Source organism: Arthrobacter sp. KKT183, assembly GCF_055657625.1.
In genome coordinates this window covers 466,786-487,103 of record NZ_CM145770.1, presented here as the reverse complement: position 1 = coordinate 487,103, position 20,318 = coordinate 466,786, and the positions used below count along the sequence as shown (strand labels likewise).

The following is a 20,318-nucleotide window of genomic DNA, read 5'->3' as shown; positions in this document are numbered from 1 at the left end:
GCCTACGATCGTCAGAGGAGACAGTATGCAATCAGGGGACACACCGTACGGTGAGTTCGAATTCATTGTGGTGTCCAACCGACTTCCGGTTGACCGCGTGAACGACGACGACGGCAACGGCTCCTGGCGGCGCTCACCCGGCGGTCTGGTCACCGCACTGGCTCCTGTGATGGAGAAGGCCGACGGCGCATGGGTAGGATGGCACGGCGCCGCGGACGAGGCACTTGAATCCTTCGACCACAGTGAGATCCGGCTGGTTCCCGTTCCGCTGAGCGCTGAGGAAGTCGAGTTCTACTATGAGGGCTTCTCCAACGCGACCCTGTGGCCGCTCTACCACGACGTCATCGCCCCGCCTGAGTTTCACCGCCACTGGTGGGATTCCTACCGGAAGGTCAACGAGCGCTTCGCAGCGGAGACTGCGGCCGTCGCAGCCGAAGGCGCCACCGTCTGGGTCCAGGACTACCAGCTTCAGCTCGTTCCCAAGCTGTTGCGCGAGGCCCGTCCCGATCTGAAGATCGGCTTCTTCAACCACATTCCGTTCCCTCCGCTCGAAATCTATGCCCAGCTCCCATGGCGGCGCCAGGTGATCGAGGGCCTGCTCGGCGCTGACCTGATCGGGTTCCAGCGACCGAGCGACGCCAGCAACTTCCTGCGCTGCGTACGCAGATTCCTGGGGCTCGCGGTCCGTCAGCAGCAGGTACAGGTGAAGGGCGCAGACGGATCCCCTGACTACGTTTCACGGGCAGAGGCGTTCCCCATTTCCATCGATGTCCAGCGCATCGTCGACCTCGCCAACCGCCCCGACATCATCGAGCGGTCTCAGGAGATCCGTCGTGAGCTCGGTAATCCCCGGCACATCCTGCTCGGAGTTGACCGGCTGGACTACACCAAGGGCATCGGCCACCGCCTGAAGGCCTACGAGGAACTACTCGCCGACGGCCTGATCCAGGTCGAGGACGCCGCCCTCATCCAGGTCGCCAGCCCCAGCCGTGAACGGGTGGAGCAATACAGGCTCCTGCGTGAAGAGGTGGAGGGCGCCGTCGGGCGTATCAACGGCACGTACGACACCATCAAGAACACTGCTATCCGCTACCTCCACCACAGCTATCCGGTGGAGGAAATGGTGGCTCTCTACCTGGCTGCCGACGTCATGCTCGTGACAGCGCTCCGCGACGGTATGAACCTCGTGGCGAAGGAGTATGTCGCAGCCCGTACGGGAAACCGCGGAGCGCTGGTCCTGAGCGAGTTCGCCGGAGCAGCTGACACGCTCCGGCAGGCAATCCTGGTCAATCCGCATGACATCGACGGTCTCAAGAGCGCCATCCGCGGTGCCCTCGATATGAGCGCCTCCGAGGCAACCCGCCGGATGCGCACCATGCGCCGTCAAGTACTGCAGAATGACGTGGGGCGCTGGTCGAAGGCCTTCCTCTCAGAACTGCAGAAAGGCGCACGGGAGGATCTCCTTGTCTGATTCACTCAGCCCGGAATTGCTTGCCGCTCTCGCGACGGCGGCCGCGACGAAGACGCTGCTGGTTGCGCTCGATTTCGACGGCACCATGTCCCCGCTGGTTGACCGCGCGGAAGACGCCCGTGCGCTGCCCGGATCGGCGGCAGCATTGCGCGATCTGGCGCAACTGCCAAGGACGACGACGGCGCTCATCTCCGGACGCGCTCTGGACAGTCTGCGCCGGGTCGCCTCTCCAGAGCCGGAAACGCTCCTCATCGGCAGTCACGGAGCTGAGGCGTGGACCGGCCCCGGTGGTGCACCCCTTGAACTGACGCCCTCGCAGGTGGAAATCCTGCGCCATGCGACCGGCGCCGTCCAACAGGTGGTCGATGCCCATCCCGGTACGCTGCTGGAACTGAAACCAGCCGGCGTCGTGCTGCATATGCGGACGGCAGACGCAGAGACAGCCCAGTCGGCCGCAACTGCGGCGCGTGCCGCACTGTCATCGCTGGACGGCGTCCACCTGAGCAACGGCAAGAACGTCCTGGAACTCTCCGTGGTGCAGGCGGACAAGGGAAGGGGTCTGCAGTCCCTTCGTGAACTCACCGCGGCAACCGCAGTAGTGTTTGCCGGTGACGACGTCACCGACGAACACGCGCTGAAGACCCTCCAGGCACCCGACGTCGGGATCAAGGTCGGAGACGGAGAGAGCGCTGCGACGTACCGCATCACCTCCCCGGAGCAGCTCGTTGAGGTCCTTCAGGAGTTGGTGAGGTTACGTCGTGCTGGCGTCTCTACCTGACTTCGTGCCATACTTTTCCTTGTGACGCAGTTCACGGTGGGTCAACTTCGGCCTCCGTCCTGATCACGCCAACTGAATATTTCCATTCACAACGGATCGTCGGGCACGTACCTGCCCGTGAAAAGGATAAGAAAAAAATGGCAACGGTAACGTTTGACCAGGCTACGCGCCTGTACCCGGGCACTGACAAGCCCGCAGTAGACGGCCTCAACATCGAGATCGCAGACGGCGAATTCCTCGTTCTCGTCGGGCCCTCCGGTTGCGGAAAGTCCACCTCCCTCCGCATGCTGGCCGGCCTCGAGGATGTGAACTCCGGCCGCATCCTCATCGGTGACCGCGATGTCACCGACGTTCCGCCGAAAGACCGAGATATCGCGATGGTCTTCCAGAACTACGCGCTGTACCCGCACATGTCCGTTGCCGACAACATGGGCTTCGCACTGAAGATCGCGGGCATCTCCAAGGAAGAGCGCGCCCAGCGTGTCCGGGAAGCCGCAAAGCTCCTCGATCTCGAGGACTACCTCGACCGCAAGCCGAAGGCTCTTTCCGGTGGTCAGCGCCAGCGTGTTGCCATGGGTCGTGCAATCGTCCGCAACCCGCAGGTCTTCCTCATGGATGAGCCGCTGTCCAACCTCGATGCGAAGCTCCGCGTGCAGACCCGTACCCAGATCGCCTCGCTCACCCGTCGCCTCGGTGTCACCACCGTGTACGTGACCCACGACCAGGTCGAGGCCATGACCATGGGCGATCGCGTCGCAGTGCTGAAGGACGGCATCCTTCAGCAGGTGGATACCCCCCGCAACCTCTACGAGCGCCCGAAGAACGTCTTCGTTGCCGGCTTCATCGGCTCCCCCGCCATGAACCTGCTGGAGCTGCCGACCTCGGAGGACGGCGTGAAGTTTGGCGACACCACGTACCCGGTGGCGCGCGAGGTCCTGAGCTCCGCACACGGCGGTACAGTCACGCTGGGTGTTCGTCCCGAAGATCTTGGCCTCGTCGGTGCCGGCGAAGGCCTGCAGGTTGAGGTGGATGTCGTGGAGGAACTTGGCGCTGACGCTTACCTCTACGGCCACACCACGCTCAACGGCCAGGACCACGACATCGTGGCACGCGTAGACGGACGCCGCCCTCCAATGAAGGGTGACACGGTATATGTACGGCCGGTAAAGGGCCACGTGCACCTGTTCGACACCAAGGACGGCCTTCGCCTGGCCGACCACGTGTAGCAATTTGACCGCTAGCGGTTAGATGCACATTCCGCGGTGGCCCCTGTTGGTTGACGGTAAACTCAACCAGCGGGGGCCATCGTCGTTGTTAGGACATACAGGTCGCCGTGAGGACACCCAATCACCATGACTGATTCGACCGAAGCCAACTGGCATCACGAGCCAACGGACTATGACCAGGCCGGCAAACTGCCCAGGACCCGGAGTGCGTTCGGGGAAGGCTCGCTGGGATCGCTCAACATCACGGCAGCGGCCACCGACCCGGAGCTCCTCGACCTCCCATGGCATCTGGGACTGGAGGAGTGGCCGGCCGAGTATCTCGCTGCTCTGCCCCGTGGAATCTCCCGCCATATTGTCCGATTCGCCCACCTCGGCGGATCCGTGATCGCTGTGAAGGAAACCAGCGAACATATTGCACGCCACGAGTATCACATGCTCCGCAAGCTGCAGCGCCTGGACGTTCCGTGCGTGGAGCCGGTTGCCGTCATCGCAGGCCGGAAGACGCGTGACGGCGAGGACCTGAACCCGGTGCTGGTCACCCGCCACCTGAAGTTCTCCATGCCGTACCGGGCGCTGTTCTCACAGATGCTGCGCAAGGACACTCTGACCCGCCTCATCGATGCCCAGGCGCTGCTCCTTGTCCGTCTCCACCTCATCGGTTTCTATTGGGGAGACGTATCACTCTCCAATACCCTGTTCAGGCGAGATGCCGGGGCGTTCGCTGCTTACCTCGTGGACGCTGAGACCGGTGAACTGTATCCGGAATTGTCTACCGGGCAGCGCGAGTATGATCTCGAGATTGCCCGGGTGAACATCGCCGGTGAACTGATGGACCTGGCAGAGGGCGGTCTCATTGAGGAAAAGGTGGACCCACTGGCTACCAGCGAGCTCATCATGGACAGCTACCGACGCCTGTGGGCCGAACTCACCGACAAGGAGTCGTTCGAGCTCGGTGAGCGCTGGCGGGTGAACGCAAGGATTCGGCGCCTGAACGAACTCGGCTTCGACGTCGAGGAGTACGCCATACGGACAGTTTCCGAGACTTCCCAGATCCAGCTGCAGCCCAAAGTGGTCGACGCCGGGCATCACAGCCGTCGTCTTATCCGGCTTACCGGCATAGATGCCCAGGAGAACCAGGCCCGCCGGCTGCTCAATGACATGGACGCCTATCGGGCAGACAACAGTCCGGGCCTCGACGAAGAGATCAGCGCACACCAGTGGTTCAATGATGTCTTCGAGCCGATCGTTCGGGCAGTTCCGCGGGAGCTCGGCGGAAAGCTGGAGCCGGCGGAAGTGGTCCATGAGGTGCTGGAGCACCGATGGTACATGTCTGAAAAGCAAGACAGAAACGTTCCGCTTGCCGAAGCCGTGCAGTCATACCTGGATTCGGTGCTGCGGCATCGCCGCGACGAAGCCGCGATCATGCTGACTGCTGACACCAAGACGTTGGACATCATCAGCGGTGGGGCGCAAGAGGGCAGCTGAGCCGTCCTGTGAGCAAGCAATACCTAGAGAGCGTCTGCGGTCCCGGCTTGAGCCGGGACCGCAGACGCTCTCTGATTGGAAGTTTCCGCGCTTCCCGCCTTGCTTACGGGGTCAGCTGACTGCAGTCAATTTGCTGGCCCTGGAACTCCTGAATGCCGGGCCCTGCACTCTGGCAGAATTCGACGACCTCCTGCGAGAACGGAATGAGCGCAATCAAGCCGATTACCGCGATGATGCCCGTAATGACGCCGATCGCTCCGATGATAATGCCGGCAAGTGCGAAGCCATTGCCCATCCCGGCCTTCCTCGACTTCACCATCGCGACGATAGAGATGATCAGACCCACAATCGAAATGGGCCAGATGATAGAGCAGACCAGACCGACAATGCCGAGCGTCTTTCCAGGGTTCTCCGTCGGTTGACCGTAACCGCCGCCGTAGCCGCCGGGTGTGCCATACGGTGAAGCCGGCGCTTGGCCATAGCCCTGAACTGGCTGCTGGCCGTAGGACTGACCGGACTGCTGGCCATAAGACTGACCGTAACCGGACGGCTGCTGTCCCGAACGCTGGTCGGACGACGTGGGCTGCTGCCACTGCTGCCCCGCCGGGTATCGGCGGGAGTCGTCCTGGCCGTCATCGTTGCCCGGTTGACCGGTGGTGTTGTCTGACACGGTGTTGTCCCCATTCTTCAGTGCGATGCCACTGGCCTCTTCCAGGGCGCTGGCTCAATCCAGTCTATCCGTCTGGAAGGTTCGGCAACGGTAGCGGGATACCGATGGTTTCAGCGGCGTGTTCTCAGGTGATCGCCTTGCCCGGATTGAGTATCCCGAGTGGATCAAACGCTTCCTTGACCCGTCGTTGCAGGCTCAGCACCTCAGCACTCTGTTCCCACGCCAGCCAACGTAACTTGTACTGCCCCACCCCATGCTCGCCGGTGATGGTTCCCCCCAGCCCCAGGGCAACCCGCACCGACTCGTCGAGCGCTGCCTGCAGCCTGAGCATTCCCGCCTGCCCTTCGTCTCGATTAACCCAGAACGTGGGGTGGAGGTTGCCGTCTCCCGCGTGCGCAACGAGGCGAAGCCTCACGCCGTGTTCCGCGGCCATCCGTTCAAGCTCACCCGCATAGTGCACCAACTGGGATCGCGGAACTGCGACATCCTCCCCAACGCGGAAATCGTCGTCGACGCCGTCGCCTCTCGCGTTGCGCCGCAAGTCGAGGAGCATAGCGGCTTCCGAGCCGTCCTCCGCTTCGACGGTCGCGCCTGCCTGGGTCAGGACTTTGCGCACGACGGCGGATTCCGCTTCAGCGCCAAAGCCGTCAGTCTGGATGAGCAGCAGGGCTCCGCCCCTGGCTGCAAGGTTCGATTGGAAGGCGGCGTCCAGGACGCCCAGGGTATTACCGTCAAGAAGTTCAAGAATGGCCGGCTGAACGCGGGCAGCACCAATGGCGAGAACGCCTGCGGCCGCTGCTGGAAAGTCCGGGAAGAAGGCGGCCAGAGTTCGGGTTTGGATCGGAAGGTACTTCAGGCGCACGGTGATTCCCACAACAATGCCGAGCGTACCTTCAGATCCCACGAATAGCGCGGTCAGGTCATACCCGGCAACGCCCTTGAACGTGGTGTGCCCCGTATGGATGAGCGTGCCGTCTGCAAGCACCACGTCGAGGGCCAGAACCGAATCCCGGGTTACACCATACTTGGCACACCGCAGCCCGCCCGCGTTGGTGGCGACGTTGCCGCCCAGTGTGGATATTGTGTGACTCGCCGGATCGGGTGCATACATCAAGCCGTGCGGTGCAACCGCGAGATTCAGGTCCGCGTTGATGACCCCCGGCTCCACAATGGCAAGCTCATCCTGCGGACGCACCTCGAGGATGCGATTCATCCGCTCAAGGCTGAGGACAATGCACCCGGACACCGCATGGGCGCCGCCCGAAAGGCTGGTCCCGGTTCCGCGTGCTACGACCGCCACCTTGAAGAGATGCGCACACCGCATAACGTGCTGCACTTCCTCAACGCTCTCCGCCAGTACGACGACGGCGGGCATCGCCGGTTGCGTGACCGGGCCCTGATCCCGCGAATACTCCTCAAGCACCCCGCTGCTCATCAGAATGCGGGAGCTGTGCACGCCGAGGTGCAACTCCCTCACGAGGGAGGAGGTTTGATCGGACATTTCGCGCGCAGCCGCATTCGTCACGAAGCGCCACCCATGAATCGTCGATAGGAAGCCATCACGGCTGCCCAATTGGGCGCAGCAGCACGCTGCTCGTGACCCAGCTCGCCGTCGGTCCACCCGTCATGAACCAGGCTCACCTGCGTGCTTCCGCGACCCGCGGTGAAGGTGACCACGACACGACTCGATAAATTCGGGTTGCCAAGGTAGTGCCACCTGAGCTCCAGCTCTCCGCCAGATGTCTCTCCTGCCACGGTTGCCCATGACGCCGAGTTGCCCGCGGCATCCTCCTCAAAGAGCTCCCCGCTGGTGAATTCCGGATGGGTACCATCGCCGAATCGGGTCTGATCAACGGGCCACCACAGATGGATACCGTCGGTGAACCCTGCGAATGACTCGTCGCGGGTCCGAGGGACGGTCACCTCTGCAGTGAGTGGTCCCGGCTTAGTACCTGGTTCGCGATCTGTGGAGCCGGCATCACGATGGGAGAAGAGACTGTCCATAGTGGAACTCTAGTTGGTGTTGTTGGTGTGGGTTTAAAGCAGGAAAGGCCTCACCGTGAAGGTGAGGCCTTTCCGTAAGTGTTGTCCGGCGGTGTCCTACTCTCCCACACTCTCTCGGGTGCAGTACCATCGGCGCTGTGGGTCTTAGCTTCCGGGTTCGGAATGGGACCGGGCGTTTCCCCCACGCTATGACCGCCGTAACCCTTGTACCCGACCCCGTACCGGTGTGAGCGGTGGTGGGGTGGGAAGTATGTGGTTACAACTGTTCAGTGTAGTTGTACGTAATTGTCAATATTGTGTTGTGTGTTCCCTGGTAACCGGTGTTATTGGTTGGGAACCGCATAGTGGACGCGTAGCATTCGTGTTTTGTGTGGTGTCAAGTTATCGGCGTATTAGTACCGGTCAGCTTCACGAGTCGTTAGTCCTCGCTTCCACATCCGGCCTATCAACCCAGTGGTCTGGCTGGGGGCCTCTCACACCAAATGGTGTATGGAAATCTCATCTTGAAGCAGGCTTCCCGCTTAGATGCTTTCAGCGGTTATCCCATCCGAACGTAGCTAATCAGCGGTGCACTTGGCAGTACAACTGACACACCAGAGGTTCGTCCGTCCCGGTCCTCTCGTACTAAGGACAGCCCTTCTCAAATTTCCTACGCGCGCAGCGGATAGGGACCGAACTGTCTCACGACGTTCTAAACCCAGCTCGCGTACCGCTTTAATGGGCGAACAGCCCAACCCTTGGGACCTACTCCAGCCCCAGGATGCGACGAGCCGACATCGAGGTGCCAAACCATGCCGTCGATATGGACTCTTGGGCAAGATCAGCCTGTTATCCCCGAGGTACCTTTTATCCGTTGAGCGACGGCCATTCCACAATGTACCGCCGGATCACTAGTCCCGACTTTCGTCCCTGCTTGAGATGTCTCTCTCACAGTCAAGCTCCCTTGTGCACTTACACTCGACACCTGATTGCCAACCAGGCTGAGGGAACCTTTGGGCGCCTCCGTTACTTTTTAGGAGGCAACCGCCCCAGTTAAACTACCCATCAGGCACTGTCCCTGACCCGGATTACGGGCCGAAGTTAGATATCCAGAGTGACCAGAGTGGTATTTCAACGATGACTCCACCTGAACTAGCGTCCAAGCTTCACAGTCTCCCACCTATCCTACACAAGCCACACCGAACACCAATACCAAACTATAGTGAAGGTCTCGGGGTCTTTCCGTCCTGCTGCGCGTAACGAGCATCTTTACTCGTAGTGCAATTTCGCCGAGTTTATGGTTGAGACAGCGGGGAAGTCGTTACTCCATTCGTGCAGGTCGGAACTTACCCGACAAGGAATTTCGCTACCTTAGGATGGTTATAGTTACCACCGCCGTTTACTGGGGCTTGAATTCCCAGCTTCGCCCACAAGTGAGCTAACCGGTCCTCTTAACCTTCCAGCACCGGGCAGGAGTCAGTCCGTATACATCGTCTTGCGACTTCGCACGGACCTGTGTTTTTAGTAAACAGTCGCTTCCCCCTGGTCTCTGCGGCCCCGATCCGCCTCCCCACAGCAAGTGTGGTTCACGGTTGGGGCCCCCCTTCTCCCGAAGTTACGGGGGCATTTTGCCGAGTTCCTTAACCATAATTCTCTCGATCGCCTTAGTATTCTCTACCTGATCACCTGTGTCGGTTTGGGGTACGGGCAGTTGGAACCTCACGCCGATGCTTTTCTAGGCAGCATAGGATCATCGGATCCCCACCAAAAGGCGGGGCCCATCGGGTCTCAGAGACGGTATCAAAACCAGGACCACGGATTTGCCTATGGTCCCTCCTACATCCTTAGACCGGGACAACCATCGCCCGGCCCGACTACCTTCCTGCGTCACACCTGTTAATACGCTTACCTCCCAAGATCAGGTCCCACGCTCCCCATCAACACGGACCCCGAAGGGCACTGGAAAATGGTTTGGGTGGTTAGTATCCCTTGTTCAGTATGGGCGGTTCTTCACCGGTACGGGAATATCAACCCGTTGTCCATCGACTACGCCTGTCGGCCTCGCCTTAGGTCCCGACTTACCCAGGGCAGATTAGCTTGACCCTGGAACCCTTGATCATTCGGCGGACGGGTTTCTCACCCGTCTTTCGCTACTCATGCCTGCATTCTCACTCGTGTAGGCTCCACCGCTGGTTTACACCGCGACTTCACTGCCCACACGACGCTCCCCTACCACTCCAAACGCCTGAACTCAGGAGAACAAGTCTCCGGCTTGGCTAACATTTGAAATCCACAACTTCGGCGGTGTACTTGAGCCCCGCTACATTGTCGGCGCGGAATCACTTGACCAGTGAGCTATTACGCACTCTTTCAAGGATGGCTGCTTCTAAGCCAACCTCCTGGTTGTCTGAGCAACTCCACATCCTTTCCCACTTAGCACACGCTTAGGGGCCTTAGTTGGTGGTCTGGGCTGTTTCCCTCTCGACTATGAAGCTTATCCCCCACAGTCTCACTGCTGCGCTCTCACTTACCGGCATTCGGAGTTTGGCTGACGTCAGTAACCTTGTAGGGCCCATCGGCCATCCAGTAGCTCTACCTCCGGCAAGAAACACGCAACGCTGCACCTAAATGCATTTCGGGGAGAACCAGCTATCACGAAGTTTGATTGGCCTTTCACCCCTACCCACAGCTCATCCCCTCCATTTTCAACTGAAGTGGGTTCGGTCCTCCACGACGTCTTACCGTCGCTTCAACCTGGCCATGGGTAGATCACTTCGCTTCGGGTCTAGATCACGCCACTCACTCGCCCTATTCAGACTCGCTTTCGCTACGGCTACCCCACACGGGTTAACCTCGCGACGTAACACTAACTCGCAGGCTCATTCTTCAAAAGGCACGCCATCACAGGACAAAATCCCGCTCTGACGGATTGTAGGCACACGGTTTCAGGTACTATTTCACTCCCCTCCCGGGGTACTTTTCACCTTTCCCTCACGGTACTGGTCCGCTATCGGTCATCAGGGAGTATTTAGGCTTACCAGGTGGTCCTGGCAGATTCGCACGGGATTTCTCGGGCCCCGTACTACTTGGGATACTCTCCAAGCGGCAGCACGCATTACAGCTACGGGACTCTCACCCACTCCGGTCGGGCCTTCAAACCCGTTCACCTATACGCCTGCACTCACTTCACCAGCCCGGCAGAACTGATACGGAAAGTCCCGCAACCCCAGAGATGCAACGCCCGCCGGCTATCACACACCACTGGTTTAGCCTCATCCGCGTTCGCTCGCCACTACTAACGGAATCACTATTGTTTTCTCTTCCTGTGGGTACTGAGATGTTTCACTTCCCCACGTTCCCCCCACGCACCCTATGTGTTCAGGTACGGGTCACCCAGTCACTCGCGCGCTGAGCGGGGTTTCCCCATTCGGACATCCTGGGATCAAAGTTCGGTTATCAACTCCCCCAGGCTTATCGCAGATTCCCACGTCCTTCTTCGGCTCCTGATGCCAAGGCATCCACCGTGTGCCCTTAAAAACTTGACGATCACACACAACCAACACAACCAACCCCAAAGAGCCGGCCATGCCAAACGATTGCGTGCATACACAAAATTTAAGATGCTCGCGTCCACTATGCAGTTCTCAAACAACAACCCCAGTCAACACACCACCCACACCCCACAACCCCAAACAAACAGGATCAAGACATGAGCGGTAATGCCCAGGAAAACCAGAAACACCAGCCAACCAAACCCCCACCCGAAACAAACCACACAACCGTGCGACTCATCCCCAGCAGAAACCCAGCCCCTGTTGCCTCAGGACCCAACAGTGTGCCACACACTACCGAACCAGCAACCAACCAGCCCTTTCCCAAACCACACACCCCACCCCGCCAGGACAAACCCGACAGAACAGAAAACATGCGACCCGTACTCAAACCAACCAGCACCAACCCGGCACCTATTCATTGATATTCCACCCATGAGCACCCACCGCAGAACAAACGCCTGCGCAATGGGCATACTCCTGACAACCCCCACACCCCACACAACGCAGGATGCAAACAGTTGTAGGCGCTCCTTAGAAAGGAGGTGATCCAGCCGCACCTTCCGGTACGGCTACCTTGTTACGACTTAGTCCCAATCGCCGGTCCCACCTTCGACGGCTCCCCCCCAAAAGGGTTAGGCCACCGGCTTCGGGTGTTACCAACTTTCGTGACTTGACGGGCGGTGTGTACAAGGCCCGGGAACGTATTCACCGCAGCGTTGCTGATCTGCGATTACTAGCGACTCCGACTTCATGAGGTCGAGTTGCAGACCTCAATCCGAACTGAGACCGGCTTTTTGGGATTAGCTCCACCTCACAGCATCGCAACCCTTTGTACCGGCCATTGTAGCATGCGTGAAGCCCAAGACATAAGGGGCATGATGATTTGACGTCGTCCCCACCTTCCTCCGAGTTGACCCCGGCAGTCTCCCATGAGTCCCCGGCATAACCCGCTGGCAACATGGAACGAGGGTTGCGCTCGTTGCGGGACTTAACCCAACATCTCACGACACGAGCTGACGACAACCATGCACCACCTGTAAACCGGCCACAAGTGGCCGACACATCTCTGCGCCGTTCCGGTTCATGTCAAGCCTTGGTAAGGTTCTTCGCGTTGCATCGAATTAATCCGCATGCTCCGCCGCTTGTGCGGGCCCCCGTCAATTCCTTTGAGTTTTAGCCTTGCGGCCGTACTCCCCAGGCGGGGCACTTAATGCGTTAGCTACGGCGCGGAAAACGTGGAATGTCCCCCACACCTAGTGCCCAACGTTTACGGCATGGACTACCAGGGTATCTAATCCTGTTCGCTCCCCATGCTTTCGCTCCTCAGCGTCAGTTAATGCCCAGAGACCTGCCTTCGCCATCGGTGTTCCTCCTGATATCTGCGCATTTCACCGCTACACCAGGAATTCCAGTCTCCCCTACATCACTCAAGTCTGCCCGTACCCACCGCAGATCCGGAGTTAAGCCCCGGACTTTCACGGCAGACGCGACAAACCGCCTACGAGCTCTTTACGCCCAATAATTCCGGATAACGCTTGCGCCCTACGTATTACCGCGGCTGCTGGCACGTAGTTAGCCGGCGCTTCTTCTGCAGGTACCGTCACTTTCGCTTCTTCCCTACTGAAAGAGGTTTACAACCCGAAGGCCTTCATCCCTCACGCGGCGTCGCTGCATCAGGCTTGCGCCCATTGTGCAATATTCCCCACTGCTGCCTCCCGTAGGAGTCTGGGCCGTGTCTCAGTCCCAGTGTGGCCGTCCACCCTCTCAGGCCGGCTACCCGTCGTCGCCTTGGTAGGCCATTACCCCACCAACAAGCTGATAGGCCGCGAGTCCATCCAAAACCACAAAAGCTTTCCACCAACCACCATGCGATAGTCAGTCATATCCAGTATTAGACCCAGTTTCCCAGGCTTATCCCAGAGTCAAGGGCAGGTTACTCACGTGTTACTCACCCGTTCGCCACTAATCCCCCCAGCAAGCTAGGGATCATCGTTCGACTTGCATGTGTTAAGCACGCCGCCAGCGTTCATCCTGAGCCAGGATCAAACTCTCCGTAAAAAACTACGAACACAACACAAACCCCCCGGAAAAAGAGAAGCCCATGCTGCACAAAATTCGAAACCAGCCAAAAAACCAGCCACCCCACCAGGGCGAGATGACCAGCAAATCAACCAATCAAAAACAATCGGTATCAACAAACATGGCACACTATTGAGTTCTCAAACAACAGAAACACCCGGCACCAAACACAACCCTCAAGGCCGCATCATCGCTCCGGAGCAACTTTTCAAACTTACCCGCCAAACCCCACCCCGTCAAATCCGCCCTGTCGGGCTATCTGACCGGCTGTGGTGCTGTGCCGGCTCCCAAACAGGGCGCACTCCATGACGGAATACATCCAGATTGTGTTGGGATTTTGTCGCTCTTGCCGGTAAATTTCACTGTCCCGGCCGCCGCGACTCAGAAAACATTACACAAGGATCCGGGGTGCGGCAAATCAGCCGTCGAGAGACCAAAAACCGCGCGGGCATGCGGATGCAGGGCACCACAATGCGCAAATGCACTACGGTTGACGCCGGCACGGTGACGTGACGTCAACCACAATCACGCGCACCTTTCAGTGAGTGGCGCATGCCCGATGGTCTTGCCCGCCCCGCGCGTGAAGCCAAGTAGTCTCGGCAGGGTGGCTATCCCATCGCTGCTGCAGATGTTGGCACAGGAGTCAGGAACACCCGGCCAGGAACACGCATCAGAACAGCTGCTCCGAACCCGCGGCACTGATGACGCCAGGACATCCTCGGCATAAAGAGAACAGAATCCTGCAGGGGGTGTCGCGTTACTTCCGCGCCGCTGTGGTCTCCTCGATCAGCATCGAGTTACCCCTCCTGAAACGCCGAGCACACAACTAGAGTGCGGCAAGCAGCAGCGAGCTGAGCATCCCAGCCGGTCGGGCTGTGTGCTGAATATCTCGTTCGCCGGCCACCGCCAGCAGGCGCTCCACCTCCGGTTGCCCGTGGTTCGACAGCTGGGCCCTCAGCGAGTAGGGGATCGGCACGGCGGGGGCCGGCCACCACGGAAGCGCCGCAAGCCTCATGGGATGCTCCTGGCGGCCCCTACACCCTGATGCCGGGGAACAAGTTCCGCTCCTCCACCACGCCGGCCAGAGCAAATTCGGTCATGCGATGTGTTGTTGGTGTGGGTTTAAAGCAGGAAAGGCCTCACCGTGAAGGTGAGGCCTTTCCGTAAGTGTTGTCCGGCGGTGTCCTACTCTCCCACACTCTCTCGGGTGCAGTACCATCGGCGCTGTGGGTCTTAGCTTCCGGGTTCGGAATGGGACCGGGCGTTTCCCCCACGCTATGACCGCCGTAACCCTTGTACCCGACCCCGTACCGGTGTGAGCGGTGGTGGGGTGGGAAGTATGTGGTTACAACTGTTCAGTGTAGTTGTACGTAATTGTCAATATTGTGTTGTGTGTTCCCTGGTAACCGGTGTTATTGGTTGGGAACCGCATAGTGGACGCGTAGCATTCGTGTTTTGTGTGGTGTCAAGTTATCGGCGTATTAGTACCGGTCAGCTTCACGAGTCGTTAGTCCTCGCTTCCACATCCGGCCTATCAACCCAGTGGTCTGGCTGGGGGCCTCTCACACCAAATGGTGTATGGAAATCTCATCTTGAAGCAGGCTTCCCGCTTAGATGCTTTCAGCGGTTATCCCATCCGAACGTAGCTAATCAGCGGTGCACTTGGCAGTACAACTGACACACCAGAGGTTCGTCCGTCCCGGTCCTCTCGTACTAAGGACAGCCCTTCTCAAATTTCCTACGCGCGCAGCGGATAGGGACCGAACTGTCTCACGACGTTCTAAACCCAGCTCGCGTACCGCTTTAATGGGCGAACAGCCCAACCCTTGGGACCTACTCCAGCCCCAGGATGCGACGAGCCGACATCGAGGTGCCAAACCATGCCGTCGATATGGACTCTTGGGCAAGATCAGCCTGTTATCCCCGAGGTACCTTTTATCCGTTGAGCGACGGCCATTCCACAATGTACCGCCGGATCACTAGTCCCGACTTTCGTCCCTGCTTGAGATGTCTCTCTCACAGTCAAGCTCCCTTGTGCACTTACACTCGACACCTGATTGCCAACCAGGCTGAGGGAACCTTTGGGCGCCTCCGTTACTTTTTAGGAGGCAACCGCCCCAGTTAAACTACCCATCAGGCACTGTCCCTGACCCGGATTACGGGCCGAAGTTAGATATCCAGAGTGACCAGAGTGGTATTTCAACGATGACTCCACCTGAACTAGCGTCCAAGCTTCACAGTCTCCCACCTATCCTACACAAGCCACACCGAACACCAATACCAAACTATAGTGAAGGTCTCGGGGTCTTTCCGTCCTGCTGCGCGTAACGAGCATCTTTACTCGTAGTGCAATTTCGCCGAGTTTATGGTTGAGACAGCGGGGAAGTCGTTACTCCATTCGTGCAGGTCGGAACTTACCCGACAAGGAATTTCGCTACCTTAGGATGGTTATAGTTACCACCGCCGTTTACTGGGGCTTGAATTCCCAGCTTCGCCCACAAGTGAGCTAACCGGTCCTCTTAACCTTCCAGCACCGGGCAGGAGTCAGTCCGTATACATCGTCTTGCGACTTCGCACGGACCTGTGTTTTTAGTAAACAGTCGCTTCCCCCTGGTCTCTGCGGCCCCGATCCGCCTCCCCACAGCAAGTGTGGTTCACGGTTGGGGCCCCCCTTCTCCCGAAGTTACGGGGGCATTTTGCCGAGTTCCTTAACCATAATTCTCTCGATCGCCTTAGTATTCTCTACCTGATCACCTGTGTCGGTTTGGGGTACGGGCAGTTGGAACCTCACGCCGATGCTTTTCTAGGCAGCATAGGATCATCGGATCCCCACCAAAAAGCGGGGCCCATCGGGCCTCAGAGACGGTATCAAAACCAGGACCACGGATTTGCCTATGGTCCCTCCTACATCCTTAGACCGGGACAACCATCGCCCGGCCCGACTACCTTCCTGCGTCACACCTGTTAATACGCTTACCTCCCAAGATCAGGTCCCACGCTCCCCATCAACACGGACCCCGAAGGGCACTGGAAAATGGTTTGGGCGGTTAGTATCCCTTGTTCAGTATGGGCGGTTCTTCACCGGTACGGGAATATCAACCCGTTGTCCATCGACTACGCCTGTCGGCCTCGCCTTAGGTCCCGACTTACCCAGGGCAGATTAGCTTGACCCTGGAACCCTTGATCATTCGGCGGACGGGTTTCTCACCCGTCTTTCGCTACTCATGCCTGCATTCTCACTCGTGTAGGCTCCACCGCTGGTTTACACCGCGACTTCACTGCCCACACGACGCTCCCCTACCACTCCAAACGCCTGAACTCAGGAGAACAAGTCTCCGGCTTGGCTAACATTTGAAATCCACAACTTCGGCGGTGTACTTGAGCCCCGCTACATTGTCGGCGCGGAATCACTTGACCAGTGAGCTATTACGCACTCTTTCAAGGATGGCTGCTTCTAAGCCAACCTCCTGGTTGTCTGAGCAACTCCACATCCTTTCCCACTTAGCACACGCTTAGGGGCCTTAGTTGGTGGTCTGGGCTGTTTCCCTCTCGACTATGAAGCTTATCCCCCACAGTCTCACTGCTGCGCTCTCACTTACCGGCATTCGGAGTTTGGCTGACGTCAGTAACCTTGTAGGGCCCATCGGCCATCCAGTAGCTCTACCTCCGGCAAGAAACACGCAACGCTGCACCTAAATGCATTTCGGGGAGAACCAGCTATCACGAAGTTTGATTGGCCTTTCACCCCTACCCACAGCTCATCCCCTCCATTTTCAACTGAAGTGGGTTCGGTCCTCCACGACGTCTTACCGTCGCTTCAACCTGGCCATGGGTAGATCACTTCGCTTCGGGTCTAGATCACGCCACTCACTCGCCCTATTCAGACTCGCTTTCGCTACGGCTACCCCACACGGGTTAACCTCGCGACGTAACACTAACTCGCAGGCTCATTCTTCAAAAGGCACGCCATCACAGGACAAAATCCCGCTCTGACGGATTGTAGGCACACGGTTTCAGGTACTATTTCACTCCCCTCCCGGGGTACTTTTCACCTTTCCCTCACGGTACTGGTCCGCTATCGGTCATCAGGGAGTATTTAGGCTTACCAGGTGGTCCTGGCAGATTCGCACGGGATTTCTCGGGCCCCGTACTACTTGGGATACTCTCCAAGCGGCAGCACGCATTACAGCTACGGGACTCTCACCCACTCCGGTCGGGCCTTCAAACCCGTTCACCTATACGCCTGCACTCACTTCACCAGCCCGGCAGAACTGATACGGAAAGTCCCGCAACCCCAGAGATGCAACGCCCGCCGGCTATCACACACCACTGGTTTAGCCTCATCCGCGTTCGCTCGCCACTACTAACGGAATCACTATTGTTTTCTCTTCCTGTGGGTACTGAGATGTTTCACTTCCCCACGTTCCCCCCACGCACCCTATGTGTTCAGGTACGGGTCACCCAGTCACTCGCGCGCTGAGCGGGGTTTCCCCATTCGGACATCCTGGGATCAAAGTTCGGTTATCAACTCCCCCAGGCTTATCGCAGATTCCCACGTCCTTCTTCGGCTCCTGATGCCAAGGCATCCACCGTGTGCCCTTAAAAACTTGACGATCACACACAACCAACACAACCAACCCCAAAGAGCCGGCCATGCCAAACGATTGCGTGCATACACAAAATTTAAGATGCTCGCGTCCACTATGCAGTTCTCAAACAACAACCCCAGTCAACACACCACCCACACCCCACAACCCCAAACAAACAGGATCAAGACATGAGCGGTAATGCCCAGGAAAACCAGAAACACCAGCCAACCAAACCCCCACCCGAAACAAACCACACAACCGTGCGACTCATCCCCAGCAGAAACCCAGCCCCTGTTGCCTCAGGACCCAACAGTGTGCCACACACTACCGAACCAGCAACCAACCAGCCCTTTCCCAAACCACACACCCCACCCCACCAGGACAAACCCGACAGAACAGAAAACATGCGACCCGTACTCAAACCAACCAGCACCAACCCGGCACCTATTCATTGATATTCCACCCATGAGCACCCACCGCAGAACAAACGCCTGCGCAATGGGCATACTCCTGACAACCCCCACACCCCACACAACGCAGGATGCAAACAGTTGTAGGCGCTCCTTAGAAAGGAGGTGATCCAGCCGCACCTTCCGGTACGGCTACCTTGTTACGACTTAGTCCCAATCGCCGGTCCCACCTTCGACGGCTCCCCCCCAAAAGGGTTAGGCCACCGGCTTCGGGTGTTACCAACTTTCGTGACTTGACGGGCGGTGTGTACAAGGCCCGGGAACGTATTCACCGCAGCGTTGCTGATCTGCGATTACTAGCGACTCCGACTTCATGAGGTCGAGTTGCAGACCTCAATCCGAACTGAGACCGGCTTTTTGGGATTAGCTCCACCTCACAGCATCGCAACCCTTTGTACCGGCCATTGTAGCATGCGTGAAGCCCAAGACATAAGGGGCATGATGATTTGACGTCGTCCCCACCTTCCTCCGAGTTGACCCCGGCAGTCTCCCATGAGTCCCCGGCATAACCCGCTGGCAACATGGAACGAGGGTTGCGCTCGTTGCGGGACTTAACCCAACATCTCACGACACGAGCTGACGACAACCATGCACCACCTGTAAACCGGCCACAAGTGGCCGACACATCTCTGCGCCGTTCCGGTTCATGTCAAGCCTTGGTAAGGTTCTTCGCGTTGCATCGAATTAATCCGCATGCTCCGCCGCTTGTGCGGGCCCCCGTCAATTCCTTTGAGTTTTAGCCTTGCGGCCGTACTCCCCAGGCGGGGCACTTAATGCGTTAGCTACGGCGCGGAAAACGTGGAATGTCCCCCACACCTAGTGCCCAACGTTTACGGCATGGACTACCAGGGTATCTAATCCTGTTCGCTCCCCATGCTTTCGCTCCTCAGCGTCAGTTAATGCCCAGAGACCTGCCTTCGCCATCGGTGTTCCTCCTGATATCTGCGCATTTCACCGCTACACCAGGAATTCCAGTCTCCCCTACATCACTCAAGTCTGCCCGTACCCACCGCAGATCCGGAGTTAAGCCCCGGACTTTCACGGCAGACGCGACAAACCGCCTACGAGCTCTTTACGCCCAATAATTCCGGATAACGCTTGCGCCCTACGTATTACCGCGGCTGCTGGCACGTAGTTAGCCGGCGCTTCTTCTGCAGGTACCGTCACTTTCGCTTCTTCCCTACTGAAAGAGGTTTACAACCCGAAGGCCTTCATCCCTCACGCGGCGTCGCTGCATCAGGCTTGCGCCCATTGTGCAATATTCCCCACTGCTGCCTCCCGTAGGAGTCTGGGCCGTGTCTCAGTCCCAGTGTGGCCGTCCACCCTCTCAGGCCGGCTACCCGTCGTCGCCTTGGTAGGCCATTACCCCACCAACAAGCTGATAGGCCGCGAGTCCATCCAAAACCACAAAAGCTTTCCACCAACCACCATGCGATAGTCAGTCATATCCAGTATTAGACCCAGTTTCCCAGGCTTATCCCAGAGTCAAGGGCAGGTTACTCACGTGTTACTCACCCGTTCGCCACTAATCCCCCCAGCAAGCTAGGGATCATCGTTCGACTTGCATGTGTTAAGCACGCCGCCAGCGTTCATCCTGAGCCAGGATCAAACTCTCCGTAAAAAACTACGAACACAACACAAACCCCCCGGAAAAAGAGAAGCCCATGCTGCACAAAATTCGAAACCAGCCAAAAAACCAGCCACCCCACCAGGGCGAGATGACCAGCAAATCAACCAATCAAAAAACAATCGGTATCAACAAACATGGCACACTATTGAGTTCTCAAACAACAGAAACACCCGGCACCAAACACAACCCTCAAGGCCGCATCATCGCTCCGGAGCAACTTTTCAAACTTACCCGCCAAACCCCACCCCGTCAAATCCTGCCTTCATTCACAGTCCGCTGCGATCAGAAACGAATCTGATTCTTGCGAATTGTGGATGTCGGCCTGACCCGAAGTGATCGTCGGCGCGGATATAAACTCTAGCACCCCGGAAGCGCAGTTGTAA

9 protein-coding genes and 6 rRNA genes are annotated in these 20,318 nt (G+C 58.2%); 5 read left to right on the top strand and 10 right to left on the bottom strand.

Annotated features, from left to right (window positions below):
* Positions 1-25 precede the first annotated feature (25 nt).
* From otsA to ACZ2GY_RS02380, 4 genes are all read left to right on the top strand, one after another.
* On the top strand, positions 26-1,471 hold the full coding sequence (gene otsA, locus ACZ2GY_RS02395) for an alpha,alpha-trehalose-phosphate synthase (UDP-forming) (RefSeq protein WP_471672876.1): 1,446 nt from the start codon (positions 26-28) through the stop codon (positions 1,469-1,471).
* On the top strand, positions 1,464-2,249 hold the full coding sequence (gene otsB / locus ACZ2GY_RS02390; RefSeq protein ID WP_471672875.1) for a trehalose-phosphatase: 786 nt from the start codon (positions 1,464-1,466) through the stop codon (positions 2,247-2,249). Before otsA ends, otsB begins: the two co-directional genes overlap by 8 nt.
* A gap of 137 nt (positions 2,250-2,386) precedes the next feature.
* Positions 2,387-3,475, top strand: a complete 1,089-nt coding sequence (locus ACZ2GY_RS02385; RefSeq protein WP_277359107.1) for an ABC transporter ATP-binding protein — start codon at positions 2,387-2,389, stop codon at positions 3,473-3,475.
* A 126-nt stretch (positions 3,476-3,601) separates the two neighbouring features.
* The gene (locus ACZ2GY_RS02380) at positions 3,602-4,960 is read left to right on the top strand and encodes a DUF4032 domain-containing protein (RefSeq protein WP_277359106.1); all 1,359 of its coding nucleotides are present in this window, start codon (positions 3,602-3,604) and stop codon (positions 4,958-4,960) included.
* A gap of 103 nt (positions 4,961-5,063) precedes the next feature.
* On the opposite strand, the gene ACZ2GY_RS02375 is transcribed toward ACZ2GY_RS02380, so the two are convergent.
* The 10 genes from ACZ2GY_RS02375 to ACZ2GY_RS02330 all read right to left on the bottom strand — a co-directional run bounded on the left by ACZ2GY_RS02375 (position 5,064) and on the right by ACZ2GY_RS02330 (position 19,926).
* Positions 5,064-5,630, bottom strand: a complete 567-nt coding sequence (locus tag ACZ2GY_RS02375) for a hypothetical protein (protein WP_277359105.1) — start codon at positions 5,628-5,630, stop codon at positions 5,064-5,066.
* A 124-nt stretch (positions 5,631-5,754) separates the two neighbouring features.
* On the bottom strand, positions 5,755-7,131 hold the full coding sequence (locus ACZ2GY_RS02370; RefSeq protein ID WP_471672874.1) for an FAD-binding oxidoreductase: 1,377 nt from the start codon (positions 7,129-7,131) through the stop codon (positions 5,755-5,757).
* 20 nt (positions 7,132-7,151) lie between these two features.
* Positions 7,152-7,634 carry an SRPBCC family protein gene (locus ACZ2GY_RS02365; protein ID WP_277359104.1) on the bottom strand — a complete coding sequence of 161 codons (483 nt, stop codon included), beginning with the start codon at positions 7,632-7,634 and terminating at the stop codon, positions 7,152-7,154.
* Between the two features lie 83 nt (positions 7,635-7,717).
* A 5S ribosomal RNA gene (rrf, locus tag ACZ2GY_RS02360) occupies positions 7,718-7,834 on the bottom strand.
* Between the two features lie 172 nt (positions 7,835-8,006).
* Positions 8,007-11,158 (bottom strand): 23S ribosomal RNA (locus ACZ2GY_RS02355).
* A gap of 544 nt (positions 11,159-11,702) precedes the next feature.
* Positions 11,703-13,225 (bottom strand): 16S ribosomal RNA (locus ACZ2GY_RS02350).
* An 847-nt stretch (positions 13,226-14,072) separates the two neighbouring features.
* On the bottom strand, positions 14,073-14,261 hold the full coding sequence (locus ACZ2GY_RS02345) for a hypothetical protein (RefSeq protein ID WP_471672873.1): 189 nt from the start codon (positions 14,259-14,261) through the stop codon (positions 14,073-14,075).
* A 157-nt stretch (positions 14,262-14,418) separates the two neighbouring features.
* Positions 14,419-14,535, bottom strand: a 5S ribosomal RNA gene (gene rrf, locus ACZ2GY_RS02340).
* A 172-nt stretch (positions 14,536-14,707) separates the two neighbouring features.
* Positions 14,708-17,859 (bottom strand): 23S ribosomal RNA (locus tag ACZ2GY_RS02335).
* 544 nt (positions 17,860-18,403) lie between these two features.
* Positions 18,404-19,926 (bottom strand): 16S ribosomal RNA (locus ACZ2GY_RS02330).
* Together the 16S, 23S and 5S rRNA genes form the textbook arrangement of a ribosomal RNA operon.
* Before the next feature lie 43 nt (positions 19,927-19,969).
* On the opposite strand from ACZ2GY_RS02330, the gene ACZ2GY_RS02325 reads away from it, so the two are divergent.
* Complete coding sequence (locus ACZ2GY_RS02325; RefSeq protein ID WP_471672872.1) at positions 19,970-20,233, top strand: hypothetical protein; 264 nt, start codon at positions 19,970-19,972, stop codon at positions 20,231-20,233.
* Positions 20,234-20,318 lie beyond the last annotated feature (85 nt).

Bases quoted from the DNA above. Each gene is read 5' to 3' on its own strand.
- otsA (WP_471672876.1), top strand. From the start codon at position 26: ATGCAATCAGGGGACACACCGTACGGTGAGTTCGAATTCATTGTGGTG.
- ACZ2GY_RS02385 (WP_277359107.1), top strand. From the start codon at position 2,387: ATGGCAACGGTAACGTTTGACCAGGCTACGCGCCTGTACCCGGGCACT.
- ACZ2GY_RS02380 (WP_277359106.1), top strand. From the start codon at position 3,602: ATGACTGATTCGACCGAAGCCAACTGGCATCACGAGCCAACGGACTAT.
- ACZ2GY_RS02370 (WP_471672874.1), bottom strand. From the start codon at position 7,131: ATGTCCGATCAAACCTCCTCCCTCGTGAGGGAGTTGCACCTCGGCGTG.
- ACZ2GY_RS02365 (WP_277359104.1), bottom strand. From the start codon at position 7,634: ATGGACAGTCTCTTCTCCCATCGTGATGCCGGCTCCACAGATCGCGAA.
- ACZ2GY_RS02345 (WP_471672873.1), bottom strand. From the start codon at position 14,261: ATGAGGCTTGCGGCGCTTCCGTGGTGGCCGGCCCCCGCCGTGCCGATC.
- ACZ2GY_RS02325 (WP_471672872.1), top strand. From the start codon at position 19,970: ATGCTGCACAAAATTCGAAACCAGCCAAAAAACCAGCCACCCCACCAG.